The 17,841-nt window shown below is 60.6% G+C and carries 14 protein-coding genes; 12 read left to right on the top strand and 2 right to left on the bottom strand.

From position 1 onward, the window contains the following. The first annotated feature begins 196 nt into the window (after positions 1–196). The 4 genes from DES53_RS24730 (at position 197) to DES53_RS24715 (ending at position 7,958) form a co-directional block, all read left to right on the top strand. The gene (locus tag DES53_RS24730) at positions 197–4,690 is read left to right on the top strand and encodes a translocation/assembly module TamB domain-containing protein (RefSeq protein ID WP_113961015.1); all 4,494 of its coding nucleotides are present in this window, start codon (positions 197–199) and stop codon (positions 4,688–4,690) included. Beyond that, complete coding sequence (locus DES53_RS24725; protein ID WP_113961014.1) at positions 4,687–6,912, top strand: BamA/OMP85 family outer membrane protein; 2,226 nt, start codon at positions 4,687–4,689, stop codon at positions 6,910–6,912. Before DES53_RS24730 ends, DES53_RS24725 begins: the two co-directional genes overlap by 4 nt. Before the next feature lie 185 nt (positions 6,913–7,097). Beyond that, entirely contained in the window at positions 7,098–7,514 is a 417-nt protein-coding gene (locus DES53_RS24720; protein ID WP_147263596.1) for a hypothetical protein, read from the top strand. Positions 7,515–7,667: 153 nt separating this feature from the next. Continuing rightward, on the top strand, positions 7,668–7,958 hold the full coding sequence (locus tag DES53_RS24715) for a hypothetical protein (RefSeq protein WP_113961012.1): 291 nt from the start codon (positions 7,668–7,670) through the stop codon (positions 7,956–7,958). 3 nt (positions 7,959–7,961) lie between these two features. Here DES53_RS24715 and DES53_RS24710 read toward each other — a convergent pair whose 3' ends face one another. Then, positions 7,962–9,221 (bottom strand): sialidase family protein, encoded by a 1,260-nt coding sequence (locus tag DES53_RS24710; protein WP_113961011.1) that lies wholly within the window; start codon positions 9,219–9,221, stop codon positions 7,962–7,964. A 275-nt stretch (positions 9,222–9,496) separates the two neighbouring features. Between DES53_RS24710 and DES53_RS24705 the strand changes: the two genes are divergently transcribed. From DES53_RS24705 to DES53_RS24670, 8 genes are all read left to right on the top strand, one after another. Beyond that, positions 9,497–10,825: a carboxypeptidase-like regulatory domain-containing protein gene (locus tag DES53_RS24705; protein ID WP_113961010.1), complete on the top strand. Its 1,329-nt coding sequence runs from the start codon at positions 9,497–9,499 to the stop codon at positions 10,823–10,825. Continuing rightward, complete coding sequence (locus tag DES53_RS34075; RefSeq protein ID WP_113961009.1) at positions 10,743–11,288, top strand: SMI1/KNR4 family protein; 546 nt, start codon at positions 10,743–10,745, stop codon at positions 11,286–11,288. Before DES53_RS24705 ends, DES53_RS34075 begins: the two co-directional genes overlap by 83 nt. Before the next feature lie 102 nt (positions 11,289–11,390). Next, complete coding sequence (miaB, locus tag DES53_RS24695) at positions 11,391–12,758, top strand: tRNA (N6-isopentenyl adenosine(37)-C2)-methylthiotransferase MiaB (protein WP_113961131.1); 1,368 nt, start codon at positions 11,391–11,393, stop codon at positions 12,756–12,758. An 88-nt stretch (positions 12,759–12,846) separates the two neighbouring features. Then, complete coding sequence (locus DES53_RS24690) at positions 12,847–13,443, top strand: hypothetical protein (protein WP_147263595.1); 597 nt, start codon at positions 12,847–12,849, stop codon at positions 13,441–13,443. A 45-nt stretch (positions 13,444–13,488) separates the two neighbouring features. Further along, positions 13,489–14,490, top strand: a complete 1,002-nt coding sequence (locus DES53_RS24685) for a glycosyltransferase family 9 protein (protein WP_170157373.1) — start codon at positions 13,489–13,491, stop codon at positions 14,488–14,490. Positions 14,491–14,541: 51 nt separating this feature from the next. Then, complete coding sequence (locus DES53_RS24680) at positions 14,542–15,198, top strand: adenylate kinase family protein (protein WP_113961006.1); 657 nt, start codon at positions 14,542–14,544, stop codon at positions 15,196–15,198. 80 nt (positions 15,199–15,278) lie between these two features. Next, a complete protein-coding gene (fmt, locus tag DES53_RS24675; protein WP_113961005.1) occupies positions 15,279–16,232 on the top strand; it encodes a methionyl-tRNA formyltransferase in 954 nt (317 codons plus the stop codon). A gap of 122 nt (positions 16,233–16,354) precedes the next feature. Further along, the gene (locus tag DES53_RS24670) at positions 16,355–17,032 is read left to right on the top strand and encodes a hypothetical protein (protein ID WP_211325673.1); all 678 of its coding nucleotides are present in this window, start codon (positions 16,355–16,357) and stop codon (positions 17,030–17,032) included. 252 nt (positions 17,033–17,284) lie between these two features. On the opposite strand, the gene DES53_RS24665 is transcribed toward DES53_RS24670, so the two are convergent. Further along, complete coding sequence (locus DES53_RS24665) at positions 17,285–17,839, bottom strand: hypothetical protein (RefSeq protein ID WP_147263594.1); 555 nt, start codon at positions 17,837–17,839, stop codon at positions 17,285–17,287. Positions 17,840–17,841: the final 2 nt, after the last annotated feature.

Raw genomic sequence — 17,841 nt, 5'->3', positions numbered from 1 at the left:
TCTTGCAGACGCGAGAATATCGGGAACGGGACTGTGGAGCGAGGAAAAAGAGCGGAGGCGCAATTCCACCTTTCGCTCGTGCAAAATACCAGCGATGATGGCGCAACCCGCCGTCACTCCTTCAGAACCGGCCCCTTGGCCCCGTGCGAATCCATCTCGTCCTCAAGTGGGGGCAGAGACGATTTAACTCCAGAAGATGACTGAAGCGCCGCCTGCTGCGGAATCCAAGCCCCCACGCAAGTCCCGGTTTTGGCGATGGCTGAAGCGCGGGTTTCTGGTGCTTTTCGGGCTCCTTATCCTGGCGGTCATTTTCCACCGGCAGCTCCTCGAGTTTGGGCTGAACTGGGGCGCCACCTACTTCGCACAGAAGCAGGGCTTCACCCTCGAGTGGGACCTGGAGGGCTCCATGCTCTCCGACCTCAAGGTCAACGCCCTCAAGGTTCGCGGCCCCGAGGGCTCCACGGTGGTGGACATTGATATGAAGGACGCCGAGCTGCGCTACAGCCTGTGGAAACTGTGGCGGGAGGGGACCGGCAGCTTCCTGGAGGAGATTCGCCTCTCAGGCGCCACGATTGAGGCGGACATCCGAACCCGCATCGATACCCCTGTGCCACCGCCCAAGGTGAAGCGGAACAAGCGACCGCCCGACATCTGGGTGAATCGCATCAACCTCCAAAACGTCAACGCGCTCATCCACACCGACGAGGGCGACATCGTCCTGAAAGACCTGAACCTGCTCATCGATGAAGACGAGCCCGGCTCCCTGCGCATCCAGGAGTTCATCCTGCCTTCGGCAAACCTCCATGTGCAGGACGTTGAGGGCCGCACCACGGTGAAGGACCGCCGCCTCACCATTGCCGACCTGCGCATCGACCCGAGTGTTACCGTGCCCCTGCTCTATGTCGATGTGAAGGATCTCCATCAAGGCGCGATGGAGTACCAGCTCGACGTGCACTCGGGCAAGGGCACCTTCTCTTCCAAAGGCCGCATGGAAGGCGTGGGCACCGAGCCAGCGTTGAATTCCACGGTCAAGATCACGAACATGGCCCACACCGAAGTACAGCGCTGGACAAAGCTGCCTGAGGGCTTCGCCACCACGGTCACACTTGCAGACATCAAGGTGAAGGGGCGGCCGCAGTGGCCGCGGCAACTGGATGCTGAAGTCGTGTTGCAGGTCAGCGGCGTGCGCGTGGCCGGCTATGCGTGTGATACTGCGGAACTCCTGGGCACCATCAAGGAAGGCACGTTGCGCGTGGGTTCCTTCAAAGTCGCCTCAGGCCCCAATCTCCTCGAAAGCCAGGCCACCGTGCAACTTCCCGAATCGTGGAAGCAATTCGGCAAGGCAGACATGCAGGTGCAGTGGTCCCTCGCCGCGCCGGATCTCTCCACCGTCAAGCAGGCCGGTGTGGCCCTGCAAGGTCGCCTCAATGGAAATGGCACCGTCTCCCTCGCAGAAGGAAAGGTGCGCGAAGCCACCGCGAAGCTGGACGGTGCTGGCATCAAGCTGCCTCAGGCAGACATTCCCTCCCTCAAAGTCGACATCACTTCGAACGACACCGCGGTGCGCATCAATGAATTCACCGCCACCCTGGATGAGCTAGGCAGCAACAGCCTTCGCGCCACGGGAGAGATGGTGTTGAGCGGACGTCAGCCCACCCAACTGAAAGTAGACGGCAACGTCTCGGACATCGCGAGTCTCTTCCGTGTGCTGAAGCTCACAAACACTCCACCACCCGAAGCCGGACGCGCCGAGGTGAAGGTGACCTCCGCCTTCGATCTCATGGATCTGCGCGAGAAGAATTTCAACCGCACCACCGCCCAGGCCTCACTGCAGGTGAATGCCCTGAAGTGGCGCAATGGCGACCTCCAGGCACTCGTGACCGATGTATCCCTGCGCGACGGCATCCTCGCACTCACGGCCAATCTCAATCATCAGGGCACCAACACCGCCACGCTCAAGTCATCACTCCAACTCTCCGAACGTCAGCCCGCAAAAGTGGAGTGGACCGCGCAGCTCGGCGACCTCGCATCATTGCTTCCACTCGCCGGCGTCCAGCTCTCCCCACCACCACAAGCCGGTGCCGTGACCTCGAAAGGCAGCGCCACATTCGCCCTGGCAGACCTGCGTGAGAAGCAGTTTCAGAAAATCGCGGCAGAGGGTGATGTGCAACTCTCCAAGCTCGCCTGGCGCGAAGGGAAGCTCGATCTCTTTGCATCCCAGTTCTCCGTGACGAATGGCCTCCTGCGCGCTAGCAGCCACATCGAACACGAGGGGAAAAACACCGCCGACGTGGATGCTGAGATGCAACTCACCGGTCGTCAAACCACTGCCGCGAAGTGGCAGGTGAATCTCAACGAGCTCACCACACTCGGACCCCTCATGGGCCTGTCACCCGCACCCACGGCAGGCACAGTAGGCTCACAAGGCACAGCCTCATTCGATGTGGCCGACCTGAAGGAGAAGCAATACACCCGTCCCACTGCAAAGGGCGGGCTTACCGTGGCCGGATTGCAGTGGCGCGGCGGCACGGTGGAAAATCTCGATCTCGCCTTCACCGTGCAGCAGGGCATCGCAGACATCGCCTCAGGCATGCTGAGATTCGACAAGGACAACTTCATCACCCTGCAGGGCCGCATGCCGCTGGATGTACAGCAGCCCTTCAGCGCGGAGGTGCATGCGAAACTCCCACGCCTCACCGCACTCGCACCATGGATGGGCACCGCGAAGTCACCCAAGATCACCTCCGGCAGCGCCGAGATCGATTGGAAAGGCAGCGGCATCATCGCCACACGCAACATCACCGGCGGCGGCACCATTGCGGTGAATGCCGTGAAGTTGGAGGGCCGTACTGAAACTTATGACCTCTTCCTCAATACCAAACACGAAGGCAAGCGCGCGGAGATCACAGAACTGAGGGCGAGCGCGGGAGAGTTCAAACTCGAAGCGCAGGCCACCGTCTCCGACACCGATCTCAACGTGCCCAGGCTCACCCTCTCCACGCAAAAGGTGAAGCTGCTCGATGGCACGGTACAGCTCCCCCTCGCACTTACCAAACAACCACGCCCCGCTGTGCCACTGGATGAAGCTCGCCCCATGCATTTGCAGCTCAAGATGGAGAAGCTGAATCTTCAGCAGGTGTTCGATACCATCGGGAAGAAGGCCCCGGTGGAAGGCACCGTAACAGGCGACGTCCTGTTTGAGGGAACACTGAGGGAACTGCAGGGGAAAGTGAACGCCTCGCTCAGTGGCGTGAAGAGCAAAGCCTTGCAAGGCAAGCTTGATGCGGCACAGGCGGACGTGGCACTCGTTCTGGCGCGTGATCAACTCACGCTCGATACCACCGTGAGGCAGTCGCCGTTGCAACCTCTCAAGGTCACCGGTTCCATGGCCCTCGATGCCGAGATGGTGACGAAGAATCCGAAGGCGCTGATGGAAAGATCCTTCAAAGCACACGTGAGCCTGCCTGCATCAAAGCTGGATGTGGTGCCGCGTTTCGTGCCAAAGCTGGAGAAGCTCGATGGCACCATCGCTCTGGAGGCGGACATCACAGGTACGCCTGCGAAGCCCACGTGGTCCGGTGAATTGCGTACCCTGGTGACTGGAGTGACGGTGAAGGACGTGCCCATGGACATCAAGGACGTGAAGGCAAATCTCGACTTTCGTGAAACGCGCGTGGAACTCAGTGATGTGTCAGCGACGGTGGCCGGTGGCAAGGTCCGTGTGCAAGGCTCGGTCGATGCGAAGGACATGAAGAACCCCGCGATGGACCTGCGACTCGTGGCGGATCAAGCCTTGCTGGTGCGTGACAACACCATGAGCTTCCGCGCCAATGCGGACGTCTCTTGCAAAGGCTCCCTCACGAAGTCCGCCGTGACCGGTCGCGTCGAGTTGGTGCGAGGGCGTGTGTTCAAGGAAGTGGAATTTCTTCCTCTGTCGCTGCCGAATCAACTCCCCCCTCCACCACCTGCGGTGCGCACAGGCAAGGCAGGACCTCCTGCCGCACCTGGACTGCTGAAGGACTGGACCTTTGACGTCGCCGTGGTCACGCGCGATCCCATCCGCCTGCTGGGAAATGTGATGAATGGCAGCGTGCTCGTGAACGCGGGTGTCCGCGGCAGCGGCGCTGCTCCCGCCATCGAGGGAAAGGCGACCATGGAGGGGGTGAAGCTCATGCTGCCCTTCAGCAGACTCACCATCACCCGTGGCGAAATCATCTTCACCAAGGACAATCCACTCGACCCGCAAATCGACGTGCAGGGAGATTCGCTCATCAACAACTATCAGGTGACCGTGTATGCGTATGGCAGGGCGCGTGATCCAAAGCTCCGCTTCACCTCCAGCCCGCCGCTGCCGGAGAATGAAATTGCCTCCCTGCTCGCCACCGGTTCCACGGCAGGGGACGCAGGCGGTGCCGAGGGCATGGCCGCCAATCGCGCCGCCTATCTTCTCGTGAGCCAGATGTACCGCAAGCTCTTCAACAAGGCCGCGCCCAAGCGCCGGTTCGATGAAGAACCCTCCAAGCTCAGCTTCAGCGTGGACCCACTCGGCAGTGGAGGTGGTCGCAGCGGTGGCGGCACAGGACCGGGCGTGACCGCGCGGTATGAAATCAATGACAAGCTCCAGGCCACGGGCTCTGCGGGCGGGGAAGGATTCCGTGGATTGCTCTACTACCTGGTGAGGCTGCGATGATGAAAACGGGGGACACCATCGAAGCTAAAGCCGAAGGCCTTGGACTGCGTGCAGCCTGCTGCCGCTTTCCAATAGTGCAGCCTGCTGCACACCCCACCGCGACGAAGTCGCCAAACTCTTCCGGACGCTTTGGCCCACGAGTAAGTGTCCTCATCATCGCTCTTATTCTCTGCGCCACCGTCACCCTTCCCGCCCAATCACCCGCCGTAAAAGAAACCCCTTCCCCCAACACTCCCGTACCCGCCGCGACTGTCTCCGTGCCGGTGGAGTTGCAGGGGCTCTCCGTCCGCGCCGATGGTGTATCACAAACCAATGTGGATGACGTAAAAGCAGTCCTCGAAGAGCAGCTCGGCCTCGCGGGAGACACTTCCATGTCCGACCCGCTGGCGGATGACATGGCGTTCTTCCTGCGGCAGCGCCTGCTCGACTTGGGCTATCCCGAGGCCACCGTCGCATGGACGGTGGAAGGCGGCACAGCCGTCCTCAAAGTCGAGGAAGGACCACGCTACCTGGTGGGTACCATCACCTTTGAAGGGAACACCTCACAGAAGGAGGACGACCTGCGCGCCTACCTCCTGCGGCCCACGCATGAGAAGCTGGGGCGGAATGATGCCAACCCTCCTCTCGTCGAGAACGACATCCAGAAAGGCGCGGAAATGGTACAGCGCTATTTCCAGGCGCAGGGTTATTTGAATGCCGTGGTGGCAGAGCCACAGATCACCATGCGCTCGGAGACGAAGACGCAGGATATTCTGGTGAAGATCACCGAAGGACCGCGCTATGACATCGGGCATGTTTCAGTCACAGGCGATTGGGAATCCCAGCGCAAGGAGGTGATGGCAGCCATCGAGGGCATGACCGGTCAGCCTTTCAGCGAGGTGAAGATTGAAGAAGTGCGCAAGCAACTCGTCGGCCTCTACCAGCAGCGCGGGTACTTCGCTGCGGAAGTCATCTCTTCAGCCGACTTGTCCAGGGTGCGCGGTGGACCCGTGCCGGTGGTGTATCAGGTCATCCCAGGAAATCTCTTCCGCATCGTCGGCATCTCCGTGGCACCGGGCTTCTCCAAGGGGGCGGATCGCATTGTGCGTGCCAGCTTCAAGCGCTCGGTGAACCATGTGTACTCTCCTGCCGACTTGGAGGTCATGCACAAGCAGGCCCTGAAGTCGGATGTTTTCTCAAGATTGGATGTCACCCCCAAGAAGATGACGGATGACACCATCACCCTGGAACTCACCGGTGAAGAAGGCCCCACGCGCACTCGGGCGGCGTATGTCGGTTATGAAACCTTCAAGGGTCCCATCGTTGGGGGCGAACTGCGCAAGGTGAACATCTTCAACTCGGGGAACGCCGGGCAGCTCAAGGCGGAGTGGAGTGGTGTGGGCATCACGGGAGTGGCCAGACTCACGGACCCGGCGGTCTTCAACACCTCACACACGCTGGACATGTCCCTGTATGCGGACGGCCAGGACATCTTCGACTACAAGCGGCAAAGCTACGGCGGAAAGGTGGTCCTCTCACGCCAGTGGACGAAGGAGTTCTCCACGAACATCTTTGGCGACTACTCGATGAACACTTCCGAGTCCGACGTGCTCACACCGGAGGAACTGGGGCCGGATGATTACAATCTCGGCATTGTCGGCTTCTCCACCATCATCGACTTCCGAGACAGCCCGGTGCTTCCCTCGAAAGGCTTTGTGTTCAACGGCAGCATCTCCGGCACGCTCGGCGGAGACATCTCCTACACCCGGGCCGATTTCAGCTTTGCCTACTTCGTGCGTTTCACGAAGAAGATGCGCGCCGCATTGCTGGCACGCACCAGTGCCATCCGACCCGAGCGCAGTCTGGATGAGGTGCCCATCGACCTCCGTCTCTTCAACGGCGGCGCGAACAGCGTGCGCAGCTTCGCCGAGCGCGAGATGGGTCTGAAGAGTATCAATGGCGATACCCCTGTGGGCGGCACCTTGAGCCAGACCTTCAGCGTTGAGTTCTCGTATGAAGTTGCGAAGAACCTGGAACTCGCTGTCTTCACTGACATGGGCACCCTGACCCGCGAGGAGGATACCGTCTTCAGCCGACCGGAGGACGTCCGCTACGCCGTCGGCCTGGGCATCCGATACAAGCTGCCCGTCGGCCCCCTCCGCATCGACTACGGCTACAACCTGAACCGCGAAGAAGGCGAGGACATGGGCGCGCTGCACATCACGTTTGGGTATGCTTTCTAGGCGAACACCGGACCGCTAATGGACGCTAACACTCGCTAACAGAAAGACGCAAAAACGAACCGTGCAGCGTGATTGGCATCCATCAGCCCTGGGATGCGCTGGCCTCCGGCCGGCGTGATGGCGTCTCGAAATGTGTGAGATTTTGTCTTTGTGCGTCCACATTCGATGCGTCAGTTGTTGGGAATATGTCCAACAGCTTTGAATTTCATCCTGTCACATACGAAGAAGCTGAACACATGGGGTCGGAATTTGCTGAAACTCATGGTGATGCTGCTGAAGGAATCATCGCAGAGTCGGAATATGACAAACTCTTCGAGCATTTGGCCGAGGCACTCGGTCGGGTTGGGACATTCGCAGAGGGGGCGGGGTCGGGTGCCGACTTCAGCGGCTATCGGTATGTGGACCAGATACCGTGGATTACCATTGTTCCCAGTGACGATGTTCCACCTTCAAGGGCTGCACAGGCTGCGTTCGAGGCTATCAACTCTGCCCATCGTCCCTTTGCGGTATCGTTCGATTTCTATCCTGACGCTCTTCTCATCCTCCCACAGCGCAGGGTGTTCACCACCTTCGCGGAGGAGGAGATTCGAGGCGGAGACTGAGCTCCCTATTGATGAGATACCCCTTTGCAGACGTTAACATCGACTTCGTGGAAGGATGGCTCGATGTGACAGATTCCCTTCCCGAGGGCGCTCCACCGACTTTGGGGAAGGGCGATTGTGGCTTAGGCGCCTTGCAGTTCACAACGGCGAGGTGTGGCGGGTGAAAAACCCAAGTTCGACAAGAGAGTGCTGCAAGAGCTGTTGAGGGAGTTTGAAATTGCACAGCAATTGCCCATGGCACCCACCATTCTTGAAGTGGGACTCTCATGCTTCGGAACTTTTGGGATCTACGCGGACTATCTCAGAGATGGTTGGCTATCCAGAGCCTGGTACATCTCGGATGGAGAACATTTGACCTTTGTCACCTATTGGGCGGAAATTTCTTATGCGGCGCTTCAGGAGCTTGACGAAGCGCACCTGATGACGGAGTCGATCCGGTTCTAACCACTACTCCCCCTCCGGAAACAAATCCAACGCCAGCTCCCGGAAGTTCTTCACGCGGTGGAACGTGGCGCAGTCCGCATCATGATGATTCGGCCCGTTGATATTCGACCGCGCGATAATCGCAAGGTCGTCTCCATCCACCACAGGGCGCGCATACATGAAGGACTGTGAGACCTTCTTCGCCTGGGCCACGCATCCGGCGGGGAACCAGTTCAGCCCATCCACGCTGTACTGCAGCATGAGGAAGCGGCGATCATTGCCGCCCGCCGTGGTGGTGGACTCCTTGGTGTCGGTCTTCTCCTTCACGGTCTTGAACCAGTCGAAGACATCGGTGCTGTCGGCGGGATAGTTCGCGGTGGCCCAGAACAAGCGGGAAGGCTCATCACGAATCACGCAGAACTTGAGCTGCCCACCCGGCATGGCGTGGTAGTGGGTGAACTTCAGCCCGAGAGGTGCACTCGGACCCTCATTCGTGGCATCCAGCACGCCGCACAGATTCGTCACAGCCTGACGTTTCAGCTTCACGGCACAGAGCACGCGCAGCTTGCCACCTACTTCGAGCACATTGGGCTCCAGATACTGGCTGGAGACTGCGTCATCCTTCGCGAGTGTCATCATGCTGGGTACTCCGGGAAAGGGGACAGGTGCTGACAAGCGCCATGATGCTGGATCCATCGGGTTGTGCGAGAGATCACCTGCGATGAGGCGAGGACCACGATTCTTGCCCAGGCTCAGGTCATCCGTGGCCCAGTAGATCTTGTCCTCGCGCTGCACCATGCCCGTGTGGCAGTTCCAAAAGTGTCCTTTGAAAAGCGTCACTGGCTCGGACCATGTTTTTCCGCCGTCCATGCTGTTCAGCAGCACGAGATCATCATTGCGCGACTTCGTGCCGCCCTTGTTCGCGAAGAGGTAGAGCGTGCCCTTGTGCAAGAAAGGCGCGGCGGAGTAGTAGGGGAGGCTCGAAATCTCCGTCCACGTCTTCCCACCATCCGTGCTGCTCAGCAGATGCGTCACGCTTTTCGTCGCTCGCCGTTCTTCACTCCACTTCGCTCGCGGAACCACGGGCACCACGGCGAGCAGCGAGCCATCATCTAGTTTCGCCAAGCCGGGGCCTTCCACATAGAATTCCGGGTCTGGATTGCGGAAGATGACGGTGTAATCCTGAGCAAGCGGCTGGGCAGCGTGGAGCGTGAGGCCGGGGATGAGCAGTGCTGTCATCACTGCGCATGTGAGCGAAAGGAAGCGGAAGGGAGAGTGGGTCATGGAGGAAGATGCCGGCGAAGTGAGCTGGAGAACGGTTCACAACGATGCCGGAAGGGGCGCCATTTCGCGTGTCGGTTGGAAAAAGTGGGGCAAATGCAGTGGAAGCGCATCCTTTCATTTGGCATGCTTGTCATGCCGGAGGCCCAATCTTTCGGCGGTTGAATGGAGGACTGGTTCCGATTTCATTTCCCGTGCTGTTGACGTCGCTTCCCGACACATCACGGACAGAAAAAATCGATCTTGTTCACACGTTGTAAAACTGGTTCAACATCCCTATGAGAAACGTGACCTCGCCACTTCACGCCATCATCATCCTCGCGAGCCTGATGGCTTCCCAGGGATGGACCGCAGAGCGTCCCGACCTCAAGGGCGTGGTGAAGGACGCTGTAGGCAAGCCCATCCATGAAGCGCACGTCTGGATCTACACCGCCAGTGTGAAGAAGGGCACCAATCCCCTGTGCCCGAGCTGTTATGCGGACTGTTCGAAGAAGGCAGTGACGGATGCCGCCGGCACCTTCACCATCCCCGCCCTGGACCCAGAACTGAAGTTCACCATCCTCGTGCAGCGGGAGGGGTACAAGCCGTTGCTGGTGCGCAAGGTCGACCCAGCTAAAGGTGCCATGGAAGCGAAGCTGGAGACCTTTGACTGGAAGCAGCTCGATCCCAAGCGGGTCATTCGCGGCCGTGTCGTTGACGCCAAAGGGGCACCTGTGGTGGGTGCAGAATTCTCGGCGGGCATGTTCAAGACCAGCTCATGGGAGGGGTACTCTCCCAACATCTTCGACCCCGTGGCCGTGTCCGATGCCGATGGTCACTTCGTGATCACTGCCAAGGACCCGATTAGCTATGTGGCGCTCAATGCCAGGGCACGCGGCCTGGCTCCACTCACCACGCCCCGGCTCAGCCCTCAGGAGTCCGAGCACCTCATCCGCATGGATGTGGGAGTCACAGTCTCCGGAAAGCTGGTGAAGGATGGCAAGCCTGTCCATCCCGCTGGCATGGGCCTCGTACAGACGGATCGCGGTGCGGATGGATTCCTGGGGCACACGGACATCGCGACGAATGAAGTCGGCGAGTTCGTCTTCTTCAATGTGCACCCAGACATGGAGTTCGCGGTGTACTCGCTCATGGGCGGGCTGAAGGACCGCGGCGCCGCAACCTTGCGGAAGGTGGCCACCGGGGCACACGGATCCACCTCTGATGTGGGTACCATGGAGCTGGGGCGTGCCAGCAAGCTCTCCGGGAAGGTGGTGCTTTCAGATGGCAAACCTCTGCCTCCCGATGTCCGTGTCATGATCTGTCGGGATGTGGCATGGGATCTCCAGATAGCTTCGGTCTCCCCGGACGGCTCATTCTCGTTCGAAGGACTTCCCGCAGAAACGTACAGCGTGAGCCTGCGGGTGCCGGGATACCGCCTTTCGGAAAAGAACGGCAGCTTCGAAATCTTGAATAACAATCTCCTGGGACGTGTCGACGAGGACATCAGCGGTCTGCAGGTGCTGCTGGACCCGGGCAAGAACGATGAACGTCCTGACAATCAAAGTCGGTACCAGCGAGCTCAGATGCCGGAGCTCCAGAAACAACCGTTGCGCGGTGCCCCGTAAGGGGGGAGCGATTGAAATGGGCCTGAGCGCTGACATAGCAATGCAATTCTGCGGTAGACAAATCACCGCAGCTGAACTTGACGCCTTCGAAGGCAGGCACGGCGTATCTTTGCCGAAGGGCTACCGGAAGTTCATGCGCGCATACAATGGGGGGATGGTAAGCCCTTTGGCGCACTTCACGTTTTTAGATCGGGACTACTGCTTACATTCGCTTTACTCGCTGAATGACAACTTCCCTTACGAGCTTGATCGCATGTGTAAGTCGCTGAACTGGGAGATGGCGTACAGCTTGGGTCATCTCTGCTTTGGTCGGGACCCCGGCGGTTCCGAGTTCTTTATCGCCACACGGGGTCCGGACAGTGGCGCCATCCACTTTGTGGATCGTGAGGAGGCTTTGGGGTTGGGTGTCGTGAGAATTGCAGACTCCTTTCGGCAGTTGATGGAAGGGCTAGTTCCTGCCTGAGGAGCCAGCTTGCGCTACCCTTGCTCCGCAGTTGTCATCCCCACCAAGGGCGGTATCTTCCCGGCCCTCCAGATTCCCTTTCTGTATCCCGTCAGTACCGTCATGCCCCGCGTCCACATCCGTACCTATGGTTGCCAGATGAACGAGCGCGACTCCGAGCAGGTGTCGCAGATGTTCGTGGAGCGCGGTTATACCATGACGGCCCAGGAGGCCGAGGCGGATGTCATCCTCATCAATACCTGCTCCGTGCGTGATCAGGCCGAGCAAAAGGCGCTGGGGAAGATGGGCATGATGAACAAGTTCCGCGCGGAACGCCCGCAGCTCGTCACGGGCTTCATGGGCTGCATGGCCCAGAGCCGCGGGTCTGAGCTCATCACCACCTCCAAGGTGGACCTCGTCGTCGGTACGCAGAAGTACCACCGCGTGGTGGAGTATGTGGAGCAGATCATCCGCGGCCGCGAGCAGCGCCAGATGGATGACGAACGCTTCTCCATCGTCGACACCGAGGAAGAGCAGGCCTCGCAGAATGCCATCCGCGATCACGAGCTGAAGGACCGCCAGGCTTCCGCCTTCGTGAGCATCATGCAGGGGTGCAACATGAAGTGCACCTTCTGCATCGTGCCGTACACCCGCGGGGGTGAGCGAGGCCGTCCTATTGCCGATATCGTGGAGGAAGTCCGTCGTCTCGCCGCACGTGGCGTGAAGGAAGTCACCCTGCTGGGCCAGATTGTGAATCTCTACGGCCGCCATGAATTCCCCATGAAGGATGGCAAGAGCCCCTTCGTGCAACTCCTGGAGGCCGTGCACGAGGTGGACGGCATCGAGCGCATCCGCTTCACCAGCCCGCATCCCATTGGCTACAAGGCAGACCTCATCAATGCCTTCACCTGCCTGCCGAAGCTGGCCGAGCACGTCCACCTTCCCATGCAGAGCGGCAGCAATGCCATCCTGAAGAAGATGCACCGCCCCTACTCCGCGGAGAAGTTTGAGGAACTGGTGGCGAAGATCCGCGCCGCCCGCCCCGGCATCGCCGTGACCACGGACATCATCGTCGGTTTCCCCGGCGAGACGGATGAGCACTACGCCGAGACCCGCGCCCTGTGCGACCGCCTGGAGTTCGAGAACGCCTTCATCTTCCGCTACAGCAAGCGCCGCGGCACCCCCGCTGCCGAGATGGAAGACGCCCTGCAACTCCCCGAGCGCGTGAAGGAGGAGCGCAACCAGGACCTGCTGGCCCTCATCAACAAGCATGCCCAGGCCAAGTATGTGCCGCTCGTGGGCACGAATGTGGAAATCCTCTGCGAAGGCCCGAGCAAGACGAACGCCTCCCGCCTCACCGGTCGCACGCGCACGAACAAGATCGTGGTTTTCGAAGGGAACCCCGAGCGCCACATCGGCCAGATTTTCGACGTCCACATCACGGAGTTTCAGGGATTCACCCTGTATGGCGATCCTGCCCTGACGGCGTAAGCGTAACTGCTTGGCGGCGCGGCGGCTTGCTTCTTTCCCCTTGCAAGCCGCCTCATCCAGCGGGAATGCAGTCCTCCGCACCCCCTCCATGAATTTGCAAGAGCTCTACGACTGGATTTTCCATCAGCGCCCGGATGGCGAAGGATTGTCGCTGAAGGCCACGGGCTTCGTCGTGGGTGCCCTGCTGGTGCTGAGCCATCTGTGGGCCTATCTGAAGTCGGAGCAGGCCATGGCCATCGCGAAGAACTTTCCGCGCAATCGTGCTTGGGGCATTGCCCTGCTGGCCGTGGGTGCGGTGTGGAGCTATTTCCTCGTCTCGTACATGGACATGGGTGAGTTCTTCACCTGGCGCCGATGGCTTGTCATGCTGCTGCCGGTGACCTTCGTGCTGGTGGTGAGTTTTGTGCCGGAGTTCCTGGCCGTGCGCGCGCTCGGTGCCCTGCTGCTGCTGGCGGCATCTCCCGTGTTGCACGCCGCGTTCCTCCAGCCGCAGACCAGCCGCCTTCTGGTGCCCATTCTTGCCTATGTGTGGGTGCTGGGCGGCATGTTCCTCGTCGGCATGCCTTACTTGCTGAGGGATGGCATCACTTGGGCGACGGCAAATCCGGGCCGCTGGAAGATGGCCTCCGCTGGCGGCGCCGCCTACGGCGTGCTCATGCTGGTGGTGGCGGCGATTGCCTGGTAGCAGCCAGAGCGGCACGGAATAGCCGGAAGCATTCACCGCATGGTCATGGCCGCTCCTGCCCGCCCCCGCGTGCTGGTGATTCGTGGCGGGGCAATTGGAGACTTCATCCTTACCCTCCCTGCCATTCGCCTACTGAGGGAGAATATCCCGAACGCATACATTGAGGTCTTGGGGTACAAGCCGATCATCGACCTCGCCTTGGCTGCGGAGGTGGCGGATGCGACCCGCAGTCTGGAGCACGGCAGCATGGCCCGCCTTTTCGCCCCCAAGGCCCCTGCCGAGGGGGAGCTGGCCGACTATTTTCGAAGCTTTAACCTCATCGTCAGCTATTTATACGATCCGGACGGCCACTTCCGGGAGAACATGGAGCGCATGGGGGTGAAGACTTTCCTCGCATGTCCGCACCGGGTGGTGGCGGGGAAAGGTCATGCCGCTGAGCAGCTTGCGAAACCTCTGGAGAGCTTGGCCATGTACCTGGAGGACCCCGCTCCGCGTATCGCCGTCGCAGAGCCCGTGGCCGCACCCGAAACGATAGTTCGTTTCGCCAGCTCTCTTTCTGAGACTCCCGCGGCCAGCCCCATCGTGGCCCTGCATCCGGGCAGTGGTTCATTGAAAAAGAACCTGCCGGTGGAGCTCTGGATCGCCGCAGGGCGGGCCCTCAGCACGGCATTTCCCCTGGTGCGCCTCGCACTCATCACGGGTGAGGCGGAGCATGAGCGGGGCATCACAGCACGGGTCCAGGAAGGCTGGCAGGGGCTGGACTACCTGCACTGGGATCAGATCCCCCTCACCCAGCTGGCCGGGCATTTCTCCAGCGCCGCGGCATTCATCGGGCATGACAGTGGCATTTCCCACCTCGCCGCGGCGTGCGGCGCTCCGTGCCTGCTCTTCTTTGGTCCCACGGAACCCCTCACTTGGGCACCGCGCAATGCCGGTGTGCAGGTGGTGAGCGCGCCGGAGGGGACGCTGGAGGACTGGCCTGCGGACCGTGCTCTGGCGGAGATGCGCCGATTCTTGCAAGGTCTGCGCCTCGGAAGTGAAAAGTGATGCCGCCGCTTGAGGGGCGGGCAGGTTGCGCTACGATTGTGTCACACTCACATGTCCGCCAATCCCAAGCCTTTCGAACGCTTCCGCACCTTCCTGATGTTTGGCGCGCCCGGCAGTGGCAAGGGCACCCAGGGCAAGGTGCTCGGTACCATTCCACGTTTTCATCACATGGCGTGTGGCGATGTCTTCCGTTCGCTGGATACGCGCACCTCGCTTGGCCAGGAGTTTGTGGCCTTCTCGAGTCGTGGCCAGCTCGTGCCGGATGAGACCACGGTGAAGCTCTGGCGCGCGAACATCCGTGACCGTGTGACGACACACCAATTCAAGCCGGACATCGACTTCCTCGTGCTGGATGGCATCCCGCGGAATGTGGAGCAGGCGAAGTTCATGGAGCAGGACATCGACGTGGTGCAGGTCTTTCACCTGAGCTGCCCGGACCGCTCTGAGCTGGCCCGACGCCTGCGCAAGCGCGCGCTGAAGGAAAACCGCTTCGATGACGCGAATGAAGAGGTCATTGCCAAGCGCATCCGCACCTACGAGGAGGAGAGCAAACCCATTCTCGACTATTACAGCACTGGCATCTACGAAGGTCGCCAGATGGTGACAGACGTCGATGCCAGCCAGCCCCCGGCAAAGGTGGTGCTGGATGTGCTGTCCCGCATCATGGAGCTGGATGTGTGGAAGGAGCGCGAGAAGGTGCGCGTGTAGGGCCTCCCTGCCGAATCGCCTCGTGCTTGCCCGTTAACCATCATCCGCCACTCGCCCTCTTCCCCACGGCAGGATCACACATGCTGCGCATCGCTTTTCTCGGCACGGGAGACATTGGCCTGCCCTCGCTGGAGGCTCTGCTTTCCAAACAAGGGCACGACCACGAGGTCGTCGCCGTCGTCACCCAGCCGGACAAGCCGGTGGGACGGAAGCAGGTGCTCACCCCGCCCGAGGTGAAGGTGCGTGCGCTCGCTGCCGGTGTGCCGGTGCTGCAGCCGGAGCGCATTCGGAATGAGGTGGAAAAACTCAAGGGGCTCCAGGCGGATGTGTTTGTGGTCATCGCCTACGGCCAGATATTGCCGCGCACTGTTTTGGAGATCCCGCGTCTGGGCTGTTTGAATGTCCACGCATCTCTCCTGCCAAGGCATCGCGGCGCCTCGCCCATCCAGGCGGCTATTCGCGAGGGGGATGCAGAGACCGGTGTCACCATCATGTGGATGGATGAAGGTCTCGACACCGGGGACATTCTCCTTCCCGTCCCCATTGCCATCGACCCCTCGGACACCGGAGGTGTGCTGCACGACAAGCTGGCGGCGCTCGCTCCCGAGGGACTGCTTCGTGCGTTAGCCATGGTGGAGCAGGGGACCGCGCCGCGCATCAAGCAGAACGACGCTCTCTCGACGCATTCACGGAAGTTGGAGCGCGTGCATGGCAAGCTGGACTGGACCCGCCCTGCGAAGGAGCTGGCACTGCTCATCCGTGCGTACAATCCATGGCCGGGTACCTATTGCCTCCTGCCCGCTGTGGGGGGAGCTCCTGCGCTACAGCTCAAGGTCCACCAGGCTGGCGTCGTCCCTGATGCTGAGGCCTGTCCCACGCCCGGAACCATCCTCCGAGCCGATGACCACCTCCTCGTCTCCTGCGGTCAGGGTGTGCTGGATCTGACCGAGGTGCAGCTCGAAGGTCGCAAGCGGATGAGCGCCCGCGATTTCCTGCAAGGCCGCGCGGCAGAGGTGGGTATGGTGCTGGCTTAGTAGCTGGCCAGTCGGAGCTCGTCTCCATCCCCCTTGCCCTCTTCCCCCCTTTCCAGTACCCTTTTCGAGAAATGACGTTTCTCCCCATCCGCCGCCTCTTTTCACCGACCAGTATTTTTACCATGGTCTGTTGGTGCTGCGGTGTCGCCCTTCTCAGCCCCACGGTCATCCACGCCCAGCGCATCACCGGCCCCAGTGTGAACGCGCGCACCGTGCTTCATCCAGACGGCACCAAGACCGAATCGACGAAGGACCCAATCAAACTCCAGCAGACGGAAAAAACTTTCGACGCGCGCGGCGTCGTCATCGCGGAAAAGATCTTCGTGCTCAACCAGAACGGCGATCCCACTCACGGCGCCATCTATGATGGCCAGGGTACGCTGGTCGCCAAGGTGATGTTCTATTTTGATGACCTCGGCCGGGTTGTGGAGGAACGGTGTGTAAACACCCGGAATGAAGTCTTCCGCCAGGTCATTCGCCAGTATGACAAGAGTGGCCGCCCCCTGCCGCCGAAGGCATTCGACTACAAGGTGAGCGCCCCACACATGTCCGCCTCCACCCTGGATTTCACGAACATGCCCAAGCTTCCGCCGAAGCAGGACCCCAACGCAGCTCCCCAGCAGCCCGGCCAGGCTCCGCAAATCGAGTCTGCGGCGCCCGGCTACCGTACGAATGCCAGCGGTGGCATCATGGTTCAGCCGCAGGACAATCCCGCTGTGCCGTCGCAGCCTCAACGGCAGGCCCAGCCTCCGCCCAAGGAAGAGAAAAAAGGCTTCCTACGCCGGTTGTTTGGTAACTAAGATGAGCCTTCCGGTCCGTCGGTGTTGGCCACATGCCACACCTTGAAAGTCCTCTCGCCCGCCGGCAGTTCGACCGGTCAGGCCGGCGGGCGGAGGATGTCTTGGGGTCATCGGACACACAGGGCAAAAAGGTTGTATGCCGACCCGGAGAATCGCCGCTGCTTTCCGCGGCGGTTGTATCAAATATTCCGAAGTGGAGAGCAGGTGAAAAAAGCAGCCCTCATTCCATTCGCGAGGAGGGGCACGCCCATCTTATGCTGGCGGATATGCTGGAACCCTGCATGGCAGCATGGCTAGAAACTCCGGCACGCCTACCCAGTGCACATTCACCTTCACCGGCCCATGTCCCTCCGTCTGGACACGGTACTGCTGCCACATCCGGGAGAATTCACAGGCTACTACCGTGTGAATCGGAATCACGCGAGTCCTGCCCCACAAAGAGAACACATGAATGTGGGCTGCGTCCCACGTCACCCGCTCTCCAAAAACCAGCAGGTGGAGCGTCAGAACGATGGCATTGACCACCGTCGCAAACGACAGTGCGAACTTCGCATGCGGTCCACCCCACGCGAAACCCGCCAAGGCCAGCAATCCCAACCCAACCACCCAGAGCCCCTGTACCATCAGTCGGACACCCTTGGGATATTGCAATACTTGCGCCCCCGTGTGTTGCCGCACCTCCTCCTTGCTCCAGTTCATGAGGACTCGCATCACCACCGCACCTGCTACGCCCACGAGCGTTATCACCATCCCATAGTCCAACCCAAGTGTTGCCAGCATATCGGGAAGGAGAGATGGGAGGGACATGG

Origin of the sequence: Roseimicrobium gellanilyticum, from assembly GCF_003315205.1 — a bacterium.
GTDB classification, from domain to species: Bacteria; Verrucomicrobiota; Verrucomicrobiia; order Verrucomicrobiales; family Verrucomicrobiaceae; genus Roseimicrobium; species Roseimicrobium gellanilyticum.
This window is presented reverse-complemented; position numbering and strand designations above follow the sequence as displayed.

Coding starts and splice junctions, on each gene's coding strand:
- DES53_RS24730 (WP_113961015.1), top strand. CDS start 197: ATGACTGAAGCGCCGCCTGCTGCGGAATCCAAGCCCCCACGCAAGTCC.
- DES53_RS24725 (WP_113961014.1), top strand. CDS start 4,687: ATGATGAAAACGGGGGACACCATCGAAGCTAAAGCCGAAGGCCTTGGA.
- DES53_RS24720 (WP_147263596.1), top strand. CDS start 7,098: ATGTCCAACAGCTTTGAATTTCATCCTGTCACATACGAAGAAGCTGAA.
- DES53_RS24710 (WP_113961011.1), bottom strand. CDS start 9,221: ATGACCCACTCTCCCTTCCGCTTCCTTTCGCTCACATGCGCAGTGATG.
- DES53_RS24705 (WP_113961010.1), top strand. CDS start 9,497: ATGAGAAACGTGACCTCGCCACTTCACGCCATCATCATCCTCGCGAGC.
- DES53_RS34075 (WP_113961009.1), top strand. CDS start 10,743: ATGAACGTCCTGACAATCAAAGTCGGTACCAGCGAGCTCAGATGCCGG.
- miaB (WP_113961131.1), top strand. CDS start 11,391: ATGCCCCGCGTCCACATCCGTACCTATGGTTGCCAGATGAACGAGCGC.
- DES53_RS24690 (WP_147263595.1), top strand. CDS start 12,847: ATGAATTTGCAAGAGCTCTACGACTGGATTTTCCATCAGCGCCCGGAT.
- DES53_RS24685 (WP_170157373.1), top strand. CDS start 13,489: ATGGCCGCTCCTGCCCGCCCCCGCGTGCTGGTGATTCGTGGCGGGGCA.
- DES53_RS24680 (WP_113961006.1), top strand. CDS start 14,542: ATGTCCGCCAATCCCAAGCCTTTCGAACGCTTCCGCACCTTCCTGATG.
- fmt (WP_113961005.1), top strand. CDS start 15,279: ATGCTGCGCATCGCTTTTCTCGGCACGGGAGACATTGGCCTGCCCTCG.
- DES53_RS24670 (WP_211325673.1), top strand. CDS start 16,355: ATGGTCTGTTGGTGCTGCGGTGTCGCCCTTCTCAGCCCCACGGTCATC.
- DES53_RS24665 (WP_147263594.1), bottom strand. CDS start 17,839: ATGTCCCTCCCATCTCTCCTTCCCGATATGCTGGCAACACTTGGGTTG.